This is a genomic window from Pseudarthrobacter sp. BRE9 (genome assembly GCF_031844305.1).
Taxonomy (GTDB): Bacteria; Actinomycetota; Actinomycetes; order Actinomycetales; family Micrococcaceae; genus Arthrobacter.
Genome location: NZ_JAUZUY010000002.1, coordinates 82,892 through 99,994 on the forward strand (window position 1 = coordinate 82,892; position 17,103 = coordinate 99,994).

Below are 17,103 nucleotides of genomic sequence, written 5' to 3' on the forward strand. Positions count from 1 at the left end.
GGTGAGCGCAACACCCTGAATTCTGTGGGGTGTCGTCGATGGGCAGGCCGTGGTCGCCGTTGAGTGTTCGTTTAGCGTTCTGGGAAGGGCTGGATGCCGGGCTGGCGGTAGCCGTAGCGGCGCGGGCCGCCGGGGTGTCGCGTCCGACCGCGTACCGGTGGTTGAGCGACCATCAGAAGGTGTTGCCATCGCCGCTTCCGGATTTCAGTGTGCCCGTGCAGGGCTCTTGTCGTTGCGTGAGCGGGAAGAGATCGGCCTTCAGCTTGCCCAGGGCCATGGCGTACGGCGTATCGCCGCCTCCCTGGGCCGGGCTCCGTCGACAATTAGCCGGGAGATCGCGAGGAACCGCGTCAGTGACCGGTATTCGCCATCGCTCGCGCAGGAACAGACGTGGGCTCGTGCCCGCAGGCCGAAGCCACGGAAACTGGACGGGTTAGCGTTACGGGAACAGGTCACCACGATGCTCACCGACCGTTTCAGCCCGGAACAAGTTGCTGGCCGACTTAAGGTGGAGCATCCGGAGAATCCGGAGATGCAGGTGTCACACGAAACGATCTATCAGGCCCTCTACGTCCAGGGCCGCGGATCCTTGCGCCTGGAAGTTGCGACGGCGCTACGGTCCGGGCGGGTGCGCCGGCGCCCGCAAAGGCCTGCGGGTCCTCGCCCGCAACGATTCAAGGAGATGGTGATGATCTCTGACCGGCCGGCCGAGGTCGAGGACCGCGCCGTTCCCGGCCATTGGGAAGGGGACTTAATCGGCACTTCACGGTTCGTGGGGAAATGGATCCCTGAAATGAGTGTCATGCCGCCGTCCTGACGGCACTTCTCAAGAGAATAACCGATTTGTAATTGGCTGGGTTGCGGTACCCGCGGGCAGTTCGCTTGATGTTCTTGATCGCCGTGTTGTTGGCCTCGACCTTGCCGGTCGTCGCGCCGGTAATGATCAGCACCTCGATCTCTTTCCACCACCGGCAGACGGTGCGGTAGAGCCTGTTCGTCTCCGGCCTCGCGGCCGCGGTGACAAGTTCCTCAAGCCTGGCTTTCGCTATTTCGGCGTCCTTCAGGGAGCCCGTGCGCAGCAGGACCCTGAGTTGTTCCTTGACCTTCCAGACCGCTTGGAGGGTGCCGGTCGGATCGTCGACGGCGAACACTTCCTCGAGCCGGAGGGCGGCACGGCAGCTCAACGTGTCGCCGCCGCGCAGCAGGAGCATGCGGTGAGCCCAGGCCTTGTCGATGGCCCGGCCGCGGCGGCCCTTGACCTGCTGGGAGAGGTTCTGCCGGGTCTCGGTCATGGCCTGGTTCGCCAGCGAGATCAGGTGAAAGTGATCAACAGCGACTGCTGTGCGCGGAAGCCACATCCGCAACGCCTTCCGGAACGCGCCGACGGGTCGATCGCGACGACCTGCACCGCCAGCCGCCACTCCAGGGGCCGGGCGAACAGCCAGTCCCCGACACCCTTGTGATCTCGGCCGTCGACCACACCAAGGACCTGACCGGTGTCCAGGTCCACGATAGTTGTCATCCACGGCTCGAAGCGTGTCCACGCCTTTGTTGCCGGGTCCTGGAAGTAGCGCACTGACCGGAAACGGTGCTCATCCATGCCCAGCATCCGCGGGCTGAGCTTGTCCACGTCGGGCAGCCGGAGCAGGCAGGCCTCGGTCACCGCGGCCCGGACCATCCACCAGGACACCGCGAAGCCCGCGGCGGTCTCCGACACAGCCCTGCCCGAACGGATGACAGCGTCCACGAGCTGGTCCCGAAGCCTGCTCGTGGAACGGGCACGGCGTGGCACCTGCGGCGTTGATTCAAAAAACGACAACCGGTCGCACGCCCTCTCTTCGCAGTACCAGCGGTACTTGGACCAGAGCACCTCAACTGGCCCGGCAACAGGAATATCCCGGAGCCGCTGCACGCGGCGTTCCTTCCGGCGGGACGAGATGACTCCGCAGCTCGGGCAGCCCGGTGGCTGGTCGGTTTCGATGATGACCTGCCGGCGGCCGGCATTGATGGAGGTGGAGATGACACGGTAGTCGGGCAGGTTGAAGAGGATGGTGGCAGCGTCGGCTGCGACCCCGGTAGGCTCGTTCAAGGGCTCGTGGTCCTGTTCCAGGTTGAATGCTAGACACACTCATCCCAACAGGGCCACGGGCCCCCTTGTCTTCAACGACACGAACTCAATTCCCCACCAACCGCGAAGAGCCACTTAATCATCGGTTCAACAGCATCGAAATCCGCGATCGGAACCCTCGTCGAACGGACCAGCGGTTACGTGATGCTCCTGCATCTGCCCGAGGACCATACCGCCAGCACCGTCGCCGACGCCATGATCACCGCGATGAACAGCCTTCCCGAGCAGTTGCGCCGTTCGACGACCTGGGATCAAGGATCAGAGATGTCCCGGCATCAGAAGATCACAATGGCAACCGGGATGCCGATCTACTTTTGCGACCCACACTCGCCCTGGCAGCGCGGAAGCAACGAAAACACCAACGGGCTCCTCCGCGAGTACTTCCCGAAAAGCACCGACCTGTCCTTCCACGGGCCCGGGATCCTTCAAAACGTCGCCGCGGAACTCAACCGCCGGCCACGGAAACGACACGGCTACCGAACGCCGCTGAAGTCCTCGCCGAGCTAGTCTCGAACCCAGTCAACTAAGTCTGGTGTTGCAGGCACCACTGGAATTCGCCTGATATCGAAGCACCTAGTTGCGAGAAGTAATTGCAAGAATCGCCTGGGTCTAGGCTCGGACTCCGCTCAGGGGAGTGTATGCACATCGGCGAGACGTCTCGTATTCCAACTGTTGTAAGACGGCCCTTGGATAAGTGTTTACAGGGTCGCGAGAAGCAGCGGGATTTGCTCTGGCTGAAAGGCGCCCTGATTTAGTTCTCCCCGGCCGATGGAATCTCGAACCAGAGGGAGCATGGTTAGAGAGACTTTTCCTGTGTAAAGGAGCGGTAGGTCGTCCGGGTGTTCGTTCAAGTGGTCCGAAACGAGGTCCAGGCCTTCGAAATAGACCTTGTCTTTCACATGAGCGCCGGGTTGCGAGGTGTCGGCGATGCCCCGCTTTGAGCGAGCCGCCGTCTCGAATGCTTGATTGTGATCCGCATATTTCCTCAGCTCGCTATAGACGTCGAAGAACCCGTGGTCGAGGGCGCGAGACGCGGCCACATATCGCAGAGCAAATCTCCGGGAGTCGACCGCATCGTAGAGGCCACTGCCATCTTCCATGTAGGCAGCTAGCCCCTCCTCTGTGGACAAGTAGTCACCTAGCCCGAATCCGGCGAGTCGCATCGGCTGGCGCTGGCCCGACGCCGACCGAAATACATGACAGCCAACTTCATGCACGAGGAGACGGGCGGCCATGGTGCGGCTGAACGAGGACCCCGTTTTTATGCGGACCTCACGACGCTCGCTGCTTGCATCCAACATGGCGTTCATGCGGGGCTCGACGCAAATCGACCAGTCTGTCAGCGATACGGCCGATAGTGCTTGACGAAAGACCTCCGCGAGGCCTTCCGCGTCCAAGTTCGATTCCTCAGTTGACGGCTTGTACGGCGTTTCCAGTTGTCCGTTTGCCTCGACCAAGGTGGTCACCGACACGTCGCCGAACATCGCGAGGGTTCGCGTAGTGATTGCCGCGGGGTTGTGCGCGCGGCAGTCGACAAGTGTCTGGATCATGTAGTCCACTGTGGTGGCCAGCAGTAGAACCCAAGGGCTGTCGAAAGCAGTCAGAGTGGTGCGGAATTGTAGGAGTTCATCGATCGCTTCCTCCGGAACCGGCGTGAACTGAAATAGAGGATCATGGCGTGCCCCAGATTGGTATGCCTTCTCAATTAGTGTGGCCTCGTCGGCGAGGTTCAAAGGCACCTCATACTGGTCAACCTTCAGCCTCGACGCTAGCTCACTGTAGGTTTGAGCAAGCTGGTTGATTGAGTTATTCACGGTGCTCCTTTGTACTTGTTGACGAGGCCGCATGTGGCGTGGTGGGGGCAGCCGAGGCATTTCTTGTTGCCATTTGGGAGTTTTGTTGTGTCATAAAACCTGTTGAAGTTTTCCCAGTTTTTGGGCCCGTCGGGATCATCCTGTACCGGGATGGGATAGCCGCAAATAATGTCATCGTAGCGGTATTCGTGGAATGCGTGTACGGTGCCCGCACTGGTCCCGCCAGCGATGTCGATGGTAACGATTGCTTCGTTTTTTCTTTGTTGCGTTTCGAACCCCTTGAGGTGTTCCGGATCGAGGAAGACTTCTTTGATATCCTCCGGAAATTCCGCCCGCCTACGTTTGATAAAGCGGTTTGGGCTGGGGTCTGTGTAGACGATGAATGCAATTCCTGGGCGTATGTTGCCGAATCGGCGGTTGGACTCGATAGAGGATCGCACCTGAACCGGGAGGTTGTTCCAATCCTGACTTTTCGGAGCTAGAACCCGCGCCCATACGGTGAGGTGGGTATTGAAAATCAACAAGCGCGAAAAACTAGCGTACCGGATGGCGAATTGGCCGCTATCCGGATTGAAGGCCATCTTATCGGCAAAATACAGACTCCGCGTGTCCGGGTTGGTCAAGCGGATAAGAATGATTGCAGGAAGGAAGGCGGCCCACGAAACTCCAATCAATATCTGAGCCGCAACTAATGAACGCCCAAATACCCCGGTCGTCGTAATGTCCAGGAATCCACCGCTCGCTTGGATTATCAGGCTGAAAAAGAGGGCTTGACCGTAGTTTTGGATGGGGCTTCCGTTGTCGCGCAGAAGGTCTTGCCATTCGTAGAGGACCGCGAAAGAAAAAATTGGCAGCGCGTAGAGGGCGGCGATCCAAGCAACTAGACGACCTCGACTTCGCGTGGTTAAAAACTTTAAGAGCTGGTCTGGCTTTTTCTTCCAGTTCGGCTCCCACCTTGGCTTAGAGGCCAGCATCACAACTCGGCTCTGACCAACGGCGTGGAGCGCGCACGTCTATGATTCGCATGCCCGCGTAGGGGCTTTTCTCAACCCGCACGGCTGACATGCGTTGATGGTACGCGTTCCATCCGGTTTGTGCACCACCAAAGCGTGGTTCAATGCGGACGCAAGCAGCCCGGTATTAGCGACCGAGCTTGGTCACCGATGGGGCGATCGTCGGTTTGCCAAGCGGAATCCTCGCCTGGCTGGAAGAATTTCCACCACAACCAACGCGTTATCACCCACCTAGGTGTACTGAGTCAGGACGTTGGTTACATCGTGAAAGGGTGAAGACCTCTCAGGTTGGTGGTTACCACAACTGCCAACTGAATCTAAGAGGTCTTCATGCTCCACCGTAATGCCCGCCTGACCCCTACCGGTAGACGGATCATCATCGAGCGCGTCTTGAGCGGCCGTCCGATTGCTTATGTGGCCAAGGAAATGGGTATCTCGCGGACCTGCGCCCACCGCTGGATAAACCGATACCGCGCCCACGGCTGGTAAGGGCTGGAGGACCGCAGCTCCCGGCCAAAGTCATGCCAGGGTCAGAAAGTGTCAGAGCCGTGAAGTCAGCCAGCTCATCCAGCATTTCCTTCACGTCATCGGTCTTTAGGACCAGGTCCTGCAGGTGATCAACGACAAGCTCAGACGGCAATGGACGTGATTCGTGGGCCATGACGGCCTCACTCCTCTCTTTATGCCCAAACAACAACCCCTTTGCAAGGAGGGCGACCCAGGACAGCGAACCCGCATACGCGGCCTACTCTCCAGTATGCTCCCCATACCGCGCCTAGTACGGCTCATGCTTGCCGGCGGGGCCAGGCCGGTAGCTGGAATGTAACCGTCGAAAGTTATGGATTTCGGAGCTGAAGCGTGAAGGATCCCGCCCCGCGAAGACAACGAAGCCAATAGTGCCGGCAGCGTCCCCCCGATTAGCAGTGGCGGCGGTTTCACCACGCTCGATGTCGCTTTTTGGGGCTGGTTGCCCACGACGTCCCGTGGAAGGCAGAGTGCCCTGCGATGCTGACATCCTCATAGGTGCGTATTGACGTGACCGTGGTTGGAGCTCAAGCGTGGTGACGGTAAATATAAGATGATCATCATGATGGGGGTTCAGACAGGGGTTAAATGCACGGTTCCGAATCCTGAATGGGTGAAGATGTACCGCCAAGATCTCCACGTCTTGAAGGTCGCAGAACTGGCAGGTGTTGGGGTGCGCACAGTCCGATCCCATCTCCACGTAGGGGCCCGCGCCGAACCGCTCCTCCGGGAGGAGCATAGGCTAGCAGCAAAGCCGGCCAAGAGGATTCCCGGCTCCGGGCTGAGGAACATGAACGAGATCATTGCCCTGTGCAAGGCTGAAGGCAGATTTCCCTCGACTCATGCGGCCTCACCCCGCGAACGGGCGCTGGCTGTCTGGCTTCATCGCCGGCGCCAGGAAGCACAAAAAGGCACGCTACCCGCCGTCTACAGCGAAGGCCCTACAGCCATTCCGGGCTGGGACCGGCGTCCCCCTCTTAAGGCCCGCAAGAAGCACGCTGGAGTCAACGCTTGTCCGACCTCGCCGGGTACCGAGCTGGCGGAAGCGATTGGCCCCGGCATAAGGGCAGTGACGGCGAACAGGAACGGATGCTGGGGGTGTGGTTGCACGTGCAGCGCATTTACCACCGTCAGGGCAAATTGAGCGCGGACAGGGAAGCGCAACTGAACAGCGTCCTTCCCAGCTGGAGACAGGGCCGGACAGGCAACGGTAGCCGATCGCGCCAGAAATAACCGGGCTACTGTCCGCTTCGCCGGCCTGGTAAACAGCTGCAGAAGTCGAAGGGGCACGGCCTGTGCTTTCAGGTTCCGCGGCGGCTCTGGCGTACACCGGTGATCGGAAGGCGGCAAGGTCATCATGTGCATCAGCAAAGCCCCTTGGGGCTGGCCTGGGTGGTGACCGACATGCCACGTCCGCGCACCCATTTCACCGTCGTGAACCGTCAGAGGACATCGATGATTCTTGCTGTCCGCAACCGAGCTTGAAGATTGCGAGCCGCGGATTGATCTACTCGAACTCTGGCGCCCATCGGCTTCACAGGCCTGAAGCTCCTGCGGGTGAGCAGACAGTAAAACTAGGAATGGCTTCCGCCGCGGGGCAAATTGCTCGGTGACGGCTGTGTCGTTCTCGATTTCTTCCATCGGGACGGGCAGTCCGACGCCCGGGACACCCTACCCGCACGGCCGTCCAACTGCCGACCAGCACCGAAAACCTAACCCCGACTGGACCACCTAGCAGCTCCGAGGTGCGGACTGGCCAGGGCACTCGAGCGGTCCGCCAACATCCGTTGACAACATCATTGAGATTCCTGCGGATTGTGCGCCCCCGCTCCAAACCGTCAATCGCTGACGCGACGTGGTCGGCGATAAACCTCCACGACGCTCCTTCGTCGCCTATTTCCTGGAAGTTTCCGGCAGGCCGCGCCCTCCGGGTTGACACACGACGCTGATCCCCACCGCGGCTCTACCGCGCTAGCCACGTTCGAGCAACCGTTTCGAGCGCCTTCCGAGCCAGCGGATGAACCAGAGCACCACCGCACCCATCAACGTCAAGGCCAAGCATGCTCCAACACCGGAAAAGACTAACTGGGGCTTGCCACCGAACCAGGCGGAGATAAGGTCGACCTCAGGCGGAGGGGCATTCATGCTCGAATTCACTTCGAGAAGCCACCATCCACCGTCCGCCCGTTGGTAGATGATCTGCCTGCGGCCGCTCTCGCCGAGCACCGGCGGGCGTGAGAATTCGAGTTGCACGGTGCCATCGACGTCAACGACGGCGCGCGAAAAGCGATCGTTGCCGATGCGATAGCAGAGCGTAGTTCCCGGCCAGGCACCACGCAGGTCAAGTGACGGGTCGTCGCTCTCGAGTGACTCTTTGCCGTTGACCGCCGGTGTGCAGTCGTTGGGCGGAAGTCCGTACCTGGACCAAGGCGATCCGGTTTCGTCGGGAGGTACACCGGTGGCAGTGGGCGGAATCGGGGGCACTTCACCGGGGGTTGGCCGGAAGGTGTCGAGGTGGGCCAGGATGCGCTCTGCCATTAGTCGATGGCCATAAGCAGTTGGGTGGAAGCTTCCCCGCACCACGTCGACCGGATCAAGCGTCATCACGGCTGGCTTTTGTGGATGCCAGCCGTTGATCGCCGGCGTCGTCGAGTCCGAGCACAGCCCGAAGCCGTCAAACGCTCCGGTCAGATCGATGGATTCGGCGCCGGCCTCGATGGCGGCTTGGTCGATATGGCGCTTGAGCGTGTCGACGAAGCGGGCGACAAAGCCGATCTCACTTTCGGAAAGCCCTATTGACGCACATTCCATCTGCTGGGCGGCGAGTGGTGACGGATAGGTCATAACCAGAATGCGAGCACGGGGGGCCGTTGCCCGGATCTCATGAAGTAGCAGTTCGAGCCGCGGCATGATCACTTGGCGAAGGTTCTCCAGCCACATGCCTCCAGCATCACTGCACTGGTGGTTAATCCCCATGCACATCGAGATGATCTCGGCGAACCTCGCATCGTTGCCACCCACGCTGAGCAGGACGAGCTCGGCATCGGGGTGCTCCTTCAGAGCTTCAATTTGTTGTCGCCCATCCGATCGGGGATGGGGCGCCGGCGTCAGGATACCGGGCTCCGCAGCCGAAGCGATGTTCTCCACTACCGCCCCGGAACAGGGGACAAAGACTAGCTCGGCGCGCAACTCTTGTGCGACCCGAAACGGATAGGCATGCGCTGCCTGCCGACACTTGTTATCAGGTCCGTCAGTTCCAACCAGGAACGCCTCCGCACCCTCGCCTGACATATAGGAGTCGCCCATCGCTACGATCGTCAACTCTTTGTCGGGCGTCCACTCGGAAACTGAAGACTGGTGAGCAGCGGGGACGAAGCCGACGTAAACCACGGAAACAATCGCTACGCCGATAAGCAAGCCAACCCCGATCGCCGCTATAAACCCCAGAAGCCAACGTCTGAAACCCTGCATTTGCCCACGCCCAATCGACTTGGGTCAAGTTTCGACGCTAACAATGCAGCAGTCAACGACAGTTGTACCGAAGGCCCTAAATGTGTGGGCCCGCGAGACCCTCTGGGTGTTTTCTGTAGGCGAAACGGGGATCAACCCGATGGGCGGGCGAGCCCACCTTTGCCTGCATGAGCACGGCGACCGGGAAGATCACGCAGCGATGACTGGCAATTGGGCATCGGCTGTGTCCGCAGGGCTTCACGTGCGCCCGCAGCGCAGCTACTGTACAGACGAGGCTCCCACGACGGGAGGCCCTATAGATTTCCTTTGTCACCAGGGTAAACCGGAGACGGGACTATGTGATGTGGTTCCGTCTCCGCCCATTTAGGGCGGCGACCAGTAGCGCAGCGTTTGGTGGCTGGAACGCTTAGCAAAAGGCGAGAGAACAGCAGACACATGTACTAGTTGCTCACTCAACCATCTAGAAGAGCGCCTCAGGGGGACGGATCGCATATTTCGTTTGGAGGCTGCTGCTCCCACCGATGAGCCAGAAGGACGAACGCTGACACTAGACACCGCTGGCGAGGTCATGCACACCAAGTAAACTGGCATCGACGTATACGACCGTCTGATCTATGTCAGTGAACCTCTTGCGGAGCATCTGGCAACACGAGCAGCCCATCGGTAGACGGAACAGAGGTCCCCGGCGGTGCTGGAGCTTTCCAGATTAACTAAACTGCTGGGGGGAGCGCATAAAAAAGGAAACCGCAGCGCAAAAACTACTTCCGCTCCCGCGTTAGTCGCGAGAAACTAATGTCAGAATATTGACTCTCTGTTGAAGCCGGAGAGGTTCAACGTGCGGCAAGGATGCGGCTCCATGACCACTCAGGACCAGCCAGCAGATTCTAACCAAGTCCCTATTCTCATCTTTGTCCCGGGTTTGGGCGTGGCTGACGCCAACAGTGCGGACCGCTTGGCCGAAGTAGTCGCGGTGGTTGCCGATACATTAGACGGTGGTTCCAGCTTTGGAACAAAGACCACCATGCGCCTTACAGCACCGCGTGGACTGAGTTTAGGCAAAACGGTCGTCGACGGATCGGACAACCCCAAGCTACAGCTATTTCAGTTCGATTATGCCTCGGCACTGGAAGTTCCCCAGAGTGCCGCCCTTCCGACCGTCGCGCCCGGGATGATCCGCTCCGCGGTCATCGCATGTAAGGGTGTCGCGAAGTGGGTCGTAGCCTGCCGCCAGAAAGCCAAGACTGCTAAAACGAAGGCGCAGCTGTTACTCGGCCTCGCCGCTGCCATTGCTTTGATCTTTACGGCACTGATGGCCTTGGATGCGCTTTTGGTTGCTTTGAGCGTGGAACTTCCTTGGCTCGCGGATTTTCTGGGCCACGTACCCTGGCACGTGGGTATTTTGGGCCCGGAGGGGGCACCCATTACTTTTGGCATCGCCTCTCTGGGCCTAACAGTTACTTGGGTCGCACTACGCAAAAAGGTCCTCGCCCTAGCCGATACCGCTGATCGATTGATCCGCTTCACCAACAATGGCAAGCAAATCGCGGATACGATTACAGGCCGTCTCGATTCCGCAATTGACGAATTGAGGAAGACCGGTTGGAACGGTCCGCTGCACCTCTTGGGGTACAGCTTCGGCAGCCTAGTCCTGTTCGAAGCCCTTTATCCGCGCGTCAACGCCCTCTTATCGGCGAAGCCGGTCGAGAGGGTCTCTTCGCTGGTCACGATCGGTTGCCCACTCGACCTCGTGCGGCTCTTCGAACCGTCCTACGACAAGAGCAGACTGGAACGCAAAGAGAACCTGGCGTGGACAAACATCTTCAATGAAGCCGACATCTTCGCCTCCAACCTATGGGACGGCAGTGACAAAAATGAGAGAATCACGGACCAAGACGATGGCCGGGCGGATCAAAAAAACGGTGTCGCACCACTCTCGATCGGAACCACGAAACCAATTTCAATCCGCTACACCGATGAGACGATCAAACTCAACCAAATCTTCATAAACGGGAGAACACATTCCAGCTATTGGGGGAAACCTGACGAGGCCAACTGTTTCGGAAAGTTGGTACCCCAATGGCTGGTCATGTCGCAAGCCGTGGTGGGCGGCGAAGACCCGGTCAGCCCACCCTGAGCACCTTGAGAGCGCGCAGCCTGAAGCCGGGACATCTGGCTTGTGGCCTAAAGCCAGCAAAAAGTGGGGTTAGCAGCAAGAGGCTGCAGGTTGAAGCCCCGGCCAAGCCTCGTGGCTCCTACTGATTCTTGATCTCCGTAACGCACCCGGATCAACGGGATCGGAACCTAAGGTGCATCTGGAGGGAGGACTTGATGGATGAAGGCGTGTGGGAGGCAGCCCGGTGCGTACGGCCGTACCTCCAGGAGTATGTCGGGGATACGTTAGCAGCAAAATTGGACGCGCAACTGGCGGCGTTTCTCATCAGTGGAGCCGGGGATGAGAAGACTGAGGAGCAGTTGCGCCAGCTTCTGACCGCTCATCATGCTACTTGCGTGTTTTTGGACAGAGTACTCCGTGATGCTCCCTTCTATAGGCCACCAGATGTGAGGGGTCAACTTGAAAGGGGAGGAGACTACAACCCTCTTCCTGGCGCCACGTCACCAGTGGGGGCTGACAGGTTCGTTTGCCCCGAGGGCGATGACTATGTCTGGTACCGGACTGAGGTCGGCGAAGAAGTACCCAAATGTGATACACACCGCTGCATCCTTCAACGGGACTAGGAGCATCGACCATGGTTGCAGGCCTTTGGGACGCGGCGCTTGGGAAGGTCCCGGATCAGTGGAAGATCATGGCCGCGCCTGCACTTGTGTTTTGGGCCGGGGCGTTCCTAGCTTGGGCATCGTCCGGCAGGTCCCGCCTTAGCGAGGTGACGGCTTGGCTTAACGGGCAGAGCACTATCGTGCACATTGCCACAGGCCTGGCAGCCGTGACCTTATTAGCGGTCTCGTTCTTGGTGACGCGGCGACTAACCGCTCCAGTCCTACGGATATTAGAGGGCTACTGGCCTGCATGGTTAGCAAGTGTCGCCGCCCGCCGCCGCCGGAAGTTTCTGGAGCTCAAGATGGCCGACAATGACGCTTGGTTAAAGCTGATGCGGGAGTGGGAGTCCCGGGCTCACGGCCAGCAGGCAAACCTTGACACCGAGCAACGTGCGGAGCAAGCTGAAATTGCTGCCCAGATACGGGCGGAGCTAGCCAAACTGGAACAACGCCGGCGTCACCGGCCCGTTCTCGATGGTGAACTGCTACCCACACGGCTGGGAAATATTCTGCGAGCCGCCGAGACCCGCCCCAATCATCGCTATGGGCTTGATGCAGTCGTCATCTGGCCTCGACTATGGCTGGTGCTACCCGACCTGGTTCGGTCTGAACTCACCGGTTCCCGGGCCGCCCTTGACGCGTCCGTGTCTGTGGTCGTTTGGGGAGCAGGATTCTTGGCGTTTACACCATGGGCCTGGTGGGCAACTCCTGTCGGCCTCTCCGTGTCGATGGCCGCAATTCTTTGGTGGGCGCCGACAAAGGCCGAAGTGTTCGCCGAACTTGTCGAATCAGCCTACGACCTGTATAGGTGGGAGGTATACAGATACCTGTGTTGGCCCTTGCCTATTGCTCCCGCCGACGAACCCAGCAGCGGTAGAGCCCTCACCCAGTACCTAACGCGCGGCTCCGATCAACCCAAACCTAAGTTCACACATGACACCGTTTCCGAAGAGGACTAACTGGTGACAAACAATCACCCCTTGGACGGGGATAGCGCGGAACAGTTCAGCGAACTCGGCAGAGAGGCCTTACAAAGGGCATATGCTAGCGGGGCACGGGAAAGCTTCGATTCGGCCGTGAATTTCTTAAAGTCCGCCGTTGACGCACTTGCCCCCGGTAGTCCTGACCGGTACGCGGGACTAAGCAACCTCGGTGCCGCTCTGCTTGCCCGTTTTCAGTACGTTGGCAATCTTGAGGATTTGGACAAGGGGTTAGACCTTGCTCGTGTGGTGGTTGAATCCACCCCTCAGCGGCACCCACTCCGCCACATCTATCTGCTTACTCTAGGGCTCGGCCTGAAGCTCCGATTTGAGCGGACCGACTCGAGTGCCGATCTAGACGAGACGGTGACGCTGCTTCGCCAGGCGGTTGGTTGCTCACCGGAGGATGACGCCTATTACCCTCGATGCCTGTCCAATCTCGGGCTGGCCCTCTTTATGCGGTCCGAGCGCACCGGCTCGGGCAACGACTTAGATGAATCCATCGAGATCCACCGTAAGCTTCTTTTCGGGACGGCACATGACAGCCCCGACCGGCTGAACCGTTTGTCCAACCTTGCCAGCGCCCTCAAGTTGCGTTCCAGCCGTTCCGGTAGTGGGAGGGACATAGACGAAGCTATCTTCGTTTTCCGTCAGCTGGTTGACACGACACCGGAGAGCCTTCCAGTCCGGTTAAGGTACTTGAACGACCTCGCAGTAGCTTTACAAGAACGGTTCGAGCGCGGAGGACAATTGGGGGATTTGGACGCGGCAATTGAATATTTCCGCCGACTAGTTGATGTAGTCTCGGCGGATCATCCTGACGGCCCAAGGTACATGAACAACCTCGCAGGCGCATCGCGGACGCGGTTCTTGAGCACTGGGGAGTTCACGGATTTGACCGAGGCGATTAATGTCTGGCGCGAGCTGGTTGATGCAATCCCTGACAGTCACCCTGCTCGGTCAGTGTTCCTGTCCAACTTGGGAGCTACCCTGCGGGTCCGGTTTGACCGAGTCGGCCGACGGGAAGATCTTAACGAGTCGATTATTATCCTGCGACGCGCTGTTGATGCCTCTCCGGAGGGACATTTCAGTCGAACGTCTTCGTTGACCAACCTAGGGAATGCGTTGGCGGATTGGTATGGCCGCACTGGTCAAATCGAAAAACTGGACGAAGCAATCGACATCGCCCGCCAAGCTGTCCTTGACCCCCAACAAGGAACCCCCAGTTGGTGTCGCGCGCTGGCAGCACTCGCATCTCACCTCGCTGATCGGTTCGACCGAACAGGTCAACTTAAGGACCTTGACGAAGCCATCTACTTGATGCGCCAAGTAATTGAGCAGATTCCCGAAGGGGACCTTGCACTGCCCAAATTCTTGTATCTGTCCAATCTTGGAAGTTTTCTTCATCACCGGTTCCAGTCTTCCGGTCGAATGGAGGACTTGGGCGAATCGCTTGAGGTAGGACGTCTAGCAGTTTCGGCGTGCCCACCAGGCCATATCCACCGTTCCGCCTTGCTGATCCTCTTCGGGGAGGCCCTTCGGTCTCAATGCGAGCATTCCGGCCAGCGCGAGGATTTAGAGGCAGCGGCCAATGTATTCCGGCAAGCTACGGAGGACATATCGGCCCCGCCTTACCAACGTCTTAGGGCAGCCAGACAATGGGGTGCGCTGGCCGTGGTGGCTCAAAGTTGGGCAGATGCAGTGAGGATCTACGGCACTGCCATTGACTTAGCTGGACGGGTGTCCTCAAGGGAATTGGGACGAGCAGATCAAGAGTTTCGACTTGGACTTATGCGTAATTTGGGAACAGAGGCAGCCGCGGCGTGTTTAATGGCGGGCCAGCCGGATCGGGCAGTAGAAATGTTCGAGTATGGACGGGCAGTGTTGTTCACTCAGACCCTTGATAGGCGTTCTTCTCTAGCAGAATTACATGAAGCTCACCCTGATTTGGCCAAGCATTTCCTTCAACTCAGTAATGCCCTCGAAGGTGATCAAGGACCGTCCGACCAGGTCCTAACAGCAGACTCAGACGTCACCACAAACAAGGACGAAACAGTTTTACGAAGGGATGCGGTCGCCGAGCTCATGCGAGTTGTAGACGAAATCCGAACTAAACCTGACTTCGAGTTCTTTTTAAAACCTTCCTCGTCGGAAAGCCTGATTTTGGCCGCCAATGAGGGCCCCATAGTGCTGCTCAACATCAATGATGTGCGGTCCGACGCACTCATACTTACTAGTGGCGGGGTTGACGTCGTTCCCCTGTCTGGCGTCAACCCGCTGGCGGTGGGCAACCAGCTGACAACTTTTTTGGATGCCCTCACCCTGTCGACCCACCCCCTGAAATCAAACAGGGTCACGGCGGAAACAATTCTCGCTGAGGTCCTAGCGTGGTTAGGAGATCGCATCACTGGACCGGTTCTTGACCACCTGGGATACACGGCTGTTGCCGGCGAAGGTCGTTCATTGCCGCGCGTGTGGTGGTGCCCCTCAGGTGCACTAGCGCTCCTTCCTCTGCATGCAGCTGGTCATCACTCGGCCGCCAACGTTACGTCCGACGCCGTAATCGACCGTGCAATTTCCTCCACTATTCCAACTGTGGGAGTGCTGCAAGCGGTTCGTCGAAGAACCACCTCTAGTGAACAGCGACGGATGCTTGTCGTAGCGATGCCGCGGACCCCTAATCAGACAGATCTGCCTAGCGTTATCCATGAGGTTGAAACCTTGAGAACCATATACGCCGACAAGGTGACAGTGCTCGGCCTTCCAGGCACGGGTGCCGCCACGAGGGATGCAGTGCTCGCGGTCCTGCCTGATTACTCCTTGGTGCACTTCGCCTGTCACGGCGAAAACAATTTGGCAAACCCCTCTGCAAGTCGCTTGCTGCTCGACGACTACCGGGCCCAACCACTCACGGTGCTGGATCTCATGGCAGCCCACCTCCATGCCGCCGAGCTTGCGTTTTTGTCCGCCTGCACGACGGCCCGCCCGAGCGTCGACATGCCTGATGAGCCGATCCACCTATCAGCCGCTTCTCAGTTGGCGGGATATCGTCACGTCATTGCAGCCCTGTGGCCCATTAATGACAATGACACTGCATGGCTCACCGCCAGGTTCTACAGCTCCTACTCCAGTCAGAAAAATACCGAAGCAGCCGCCGCTTTGCATGCTGCAACGCAGGATCTTCGTGCGCTCTACCGTCTTCGGCCCAGCCGTTGGGCTCCGTACACACATACTGGCCCATGATCACGTGCTGCCATCTAAGTGGAGTAAGACGAAAAGTAAGGATGCATGGGTGAACTCCCGAGGCAAACCTTCGCCGGGAGTGTTCGTTAGGTTGTTACAAAGCATCCTGGCGGCTGTATAGCTCTGCGGCACTTCAGAAGAGCCCTTCGGGGGGAGGATCACACGGAAGAGCTTTGAGCTTGTTTCCTGCGTGTCCCCCAGTAACAGGTTTGCAGCCTTTGAAAGGGCCGTCGGCGGAGAGCAGGACTCCCATGTGGTGGTCTGCATGGTCGCGCCACCAGACGCTCATCCCGGTTGAGCCGTCGAGGCGGAGGAATTCCCAGGACCGCCATAATGCTTCGAGTCAGCTAATAGCTTCTTCGTGTTTCCACCAGGATGGGCACCATGTCCGGTCGGTTCCGCTAAGGCTACGCCGGTATGACGGGGAAAAGGTGCTTCTGGACGAAGCTGACCAGACCTTTGTTGAGGCGAGGGCAGGGCCGGGGTCCTTCGCGTTAGAAGATCGGCCTGGAGGTGTCATGGCCTCCAGTTTTGGATGACTCGATCCTGTCATGTGTTTCGATGGGGTGGATCAGCCACGAGGACGGAGGGCCGTATGCCTTTGGGCGCTACATTAGCCGGAGAGCGTGTCGTTTCAATCGATCTGAACGACTACGAGTGGACCCTCGCTTGGCTAAAGGCCTTTGGCATTACAGCCGCAAGGGTCGACGCCATCCTGCGGCTTAGCGGCCAGCACTCCACGACGATGCCGAACGCGCTGGTCATGAACATTCTGGCGCTCTCGATGCGCGGCTCCAGGCATGGAGCTCCCTGGCGGATGTCTACGGCAGGGCCGTTACCCCGGCCGGCCGCGAAGCGGTCAGACTCCAGCTGATGCTTGAAGCCGGCCACGCGCTCATCATGGCAGAAGGTGCGGGATACCCCGGAGAAGAGACGTTGCTGAGGATGTACTGGCTGGAGGCCGAGCTGCTGGACCTTTCCCAGATTCACAAAGGCACAGCGGGTTTCAAAGATGTCGGCAGTGACCTCGAGTACATCAAGCGGCAGAGAAAATAGCTTCAACAGCGGCCAACTCCTGTGCAGCTCCCACGGCAGCAACAACCTACTATGCCGACTTCAGTGCACAGGAAGACGCCAAACGGTTCGGCAAACCC

The 17,103-nt window shown here is 59.0% G+C and carries 11 protein-coding genes and 3 pseudogenes; 8 read left to right on the top strand and 6 right to left on the bottom strand.

Going from position 1 to position 17,103, the window contains the following annotated elements; all coding sequences use genetic code 11:
- Positions 1 to 232: 232 nt before the first annotated feature.
- Complete coding sequence (locus Q9R31_RS05270; RefSeq protein WP_311261704.1) at positions 233 to 817, top strand: IS30 family transposase; 585 nt, start codon at positions 233 to 235, stop codon at positions 815 to 817.
- Here the strand turns inward: Q9R31_RS05270 and Q9R31_RS05275 are convergent.
- The gene (locus Q9R31_RS05275; protein WP_311261705.1) at positions 801 to 1,358 is read right to left on the bottom strand and encodes a transposase; all 558 of its coding nucleotides are present in this window, start codon (positions 1,356 to 1,358) and stop codon (positions 801 to 803) included. The two genes, Q9R31_RS05270 and Q9R31_RS05275, sit on opposite strands and share 17 nt — an antisense overlap.
- Positions 1,313 to 2,089 carry a transposase family protein gene (locus Q9R31_RS05280; RefSeq protein WP_311261706.1) on the bottom strand — a complete coding sequence of 259 codons (777 nt, stop codon included), beginning with the start codon at positions 2,087 to 2,089 and terminating at the stop codon, positions 1,313 to 1,315. Before Q9R31_RS05280 ends, Q9R31_RS05275 begins: the two co-directional genes overlap by 46 nt.
- 114 nt (positions 2,090 to 2,203) lie before the next feature.
- Here Q9R31_RS05280 and Q9R31_RS05285 point away from each other — a divergent pair.
- Positions 2,204 to 2,635: pseudogene (locus tag Q9R31_RS05285) on the top strand (IS30 family transposase); the annotation flags it as partial.
- 191 nt (positions 2,636 to 2,826) lie between these two features.
- Here the strand turns inward: Q9R31_RS05285 and Q9R31_RS05290 are convergent.
- Positions 2,827 to 3,942 carry a tyrosine/phenylalanine carboxypeptidase domain-containing protein gene (locus Q9R31_RS05290; RefSeq protein WP_311261707.1) on the bottom strand — a complete coding sequence of 372 codons (1,116 nt, stop codon included), beginning with the start codon at positions 3,940 to 3,942 and terminating at the stop codon, positions 2,827 to 2,829.
- The gene (locus Q9R31_RS05295; protein WP_311261708.1) at positions 3,939 to 4,919 is read right to left on the bottom strand and encodes a hypothetical protein; all 981 of its coding nucleotides are present in this window, start codon (positions 4,917 to 4,919) and stop codon (positions 3,939 to 3,941) included. The genes Q9R31_RS05290 and Q9R31_RS05295 overlap by 4 nt, the downstream gene beginning before the upstream one ends.
- A 366-nt stretch (positions 4,920 to 5,285) precedes the next feature.
- Here Q9R31_RS05295 and Q9R31_RS05300 point away from each other — a divergent pair.
- Together Q9R31_RS05300 and Q9R31_RS20130 are read left to right on the top strand one after the other, a co-directional pair.
- Positions 5,286 to 5,441: pseudogene (locus Q9R31_RS05300) on the top strand (helix-turn-helix domain-containing protein); the annotation flags it as partial.
- A 1,050-nt stretch (positions 5,442 to 6,491) separates the two neighbouring features.
- Entirely contained in the window at positions 6,492 to 6,713 is a 222-nt protein-coding gene (locus Q9R31_RS20130) for a helicase associated domain-containing protein (protein WP_397428206.1), read from the top strand.
- Positions 6,714 to 7,451: 738 nt separating this feature from the next.
- On the opposite strand, the gene Q9R31_RS05305 is transcribed toward Q9R31_RS20130, so the two are convergent.
- Positions 7,452 to 8,897, bottom strand: a complete 1,446-nt coding sequence (locus Q9R31_RS05305) for an SGNH/GDSL hydrolase family protein (protein ID WP_311261709.1) — start codon at positions 8,895 to 8,897, stop codon at positions 7,452 to 7,454.
- A 910-nt stretch (positions 8,898 to 9,807) separates the two neighbouring features.
- On the opposite strand from Q9R31_RS05305, the gene Q9R31_RS05310 reads away from it, so the two are divergent.
- The 3 genes from Q9R31_RS05310 (at position 9,808) to Q9R31_RS05320 (ending at position 15,949) form a co-directional block, all read left to right on the top strand.
- A complete protein-coding gene (locus Q9R31_RS05310) occupies positions 9,808 to 11,085 on the top strand; it encodes a hypothetical protein (protein WP_311261710.1) in 1,278 nt (425 codons plus the stop codon).
- Between the two features lie 613 nt (positions 11,086 to 11,698).
- Positions 11,699 to 12,685 carry a hypothetical protein gene (locus tag Q9R31_RS05315; protein ID WP_311261711.1) on the top strand — a complete coding sequence of 329 codons (987 nt, stop codon included), beginning with the start codon at positions 11,699 to 11,701 and terminating at the stop codon, positions 12,683 to 12,685.
- Positions 12,686 to 12,688: 3 nt separating this feature from the next.
- Positions 12,689 to 15,949, top strand: a complete 3,261-nt coding sequence (locus Q9R31_RS05320; RefSeq protein ID WP_311261712.1) for a CHAT domain-containing tetratricopeptide repeat protein — start codon at positions 12,689 to 12,691, stop codon at positions 15,947 to 15,949.
- 133 nt (positions 15,950 to 16,082) lie between these two features.
- On the opposite strand, the pseudogene Q9R31_RS05325 reads toward Q9R31_RS05320, so the two are convergent.
- Positions 16,083 to 16,502 (bottom strand): annotated as a pseudogene (locus Q9R31_RS05325) (DUF4913 domain-containing protein).
- 320 nt (positions 16,503 to 16,822) lie between these two features.
- Here Q9R31_RS05325 and Q9R31_RS05330 point away from each other — a divergent pair.
- Positions 16,823 to 17,005, top strand: coding sequence for a hypothetical protein (locus Q9R31_RS05330; protein ID WP_311261713.1), 183 nt, complete (start codon positions 16,823 to 16,825; stop codon positions 17,003 to 17,005).
- Positions 17,006 to 17,103: the final 98 nt, after the last annotated feature.

Excerpts from the sequence above, each read along its gene's own strand:
- Q9R31_RS05275 (WP_311261705.1), bottom strand. The coding sequence starts at position 1,358 with ATGTGGCTTCCGCGCACAGCAGTCGCTGTTGATCACTTTCACCTGATC.
- Q9R31_RS05310 (WP_311261710.1), top strand. The coding sequence starts at position 9,808 with ATGACCACTCAGGACCAGCCAGCAGATTCTAACCAAGTCCCTATTCTC.
- Q9R31_RS05315 (WP_311261711.1), top strand. The coding sequence starts at position 11,699 with ATGGTTGCAGGCCTTTGGGACGCGGCGCTTGGGAAGGTCCCGGATCAG.
- Q9R31_RS05330 (WP_311261713.1), top strand. The coding sequence starts at position 16,823 with ATGCTTGAAGCCGGCCACGCGCTCATCATGGCAGAAGGTGCGGGATAC.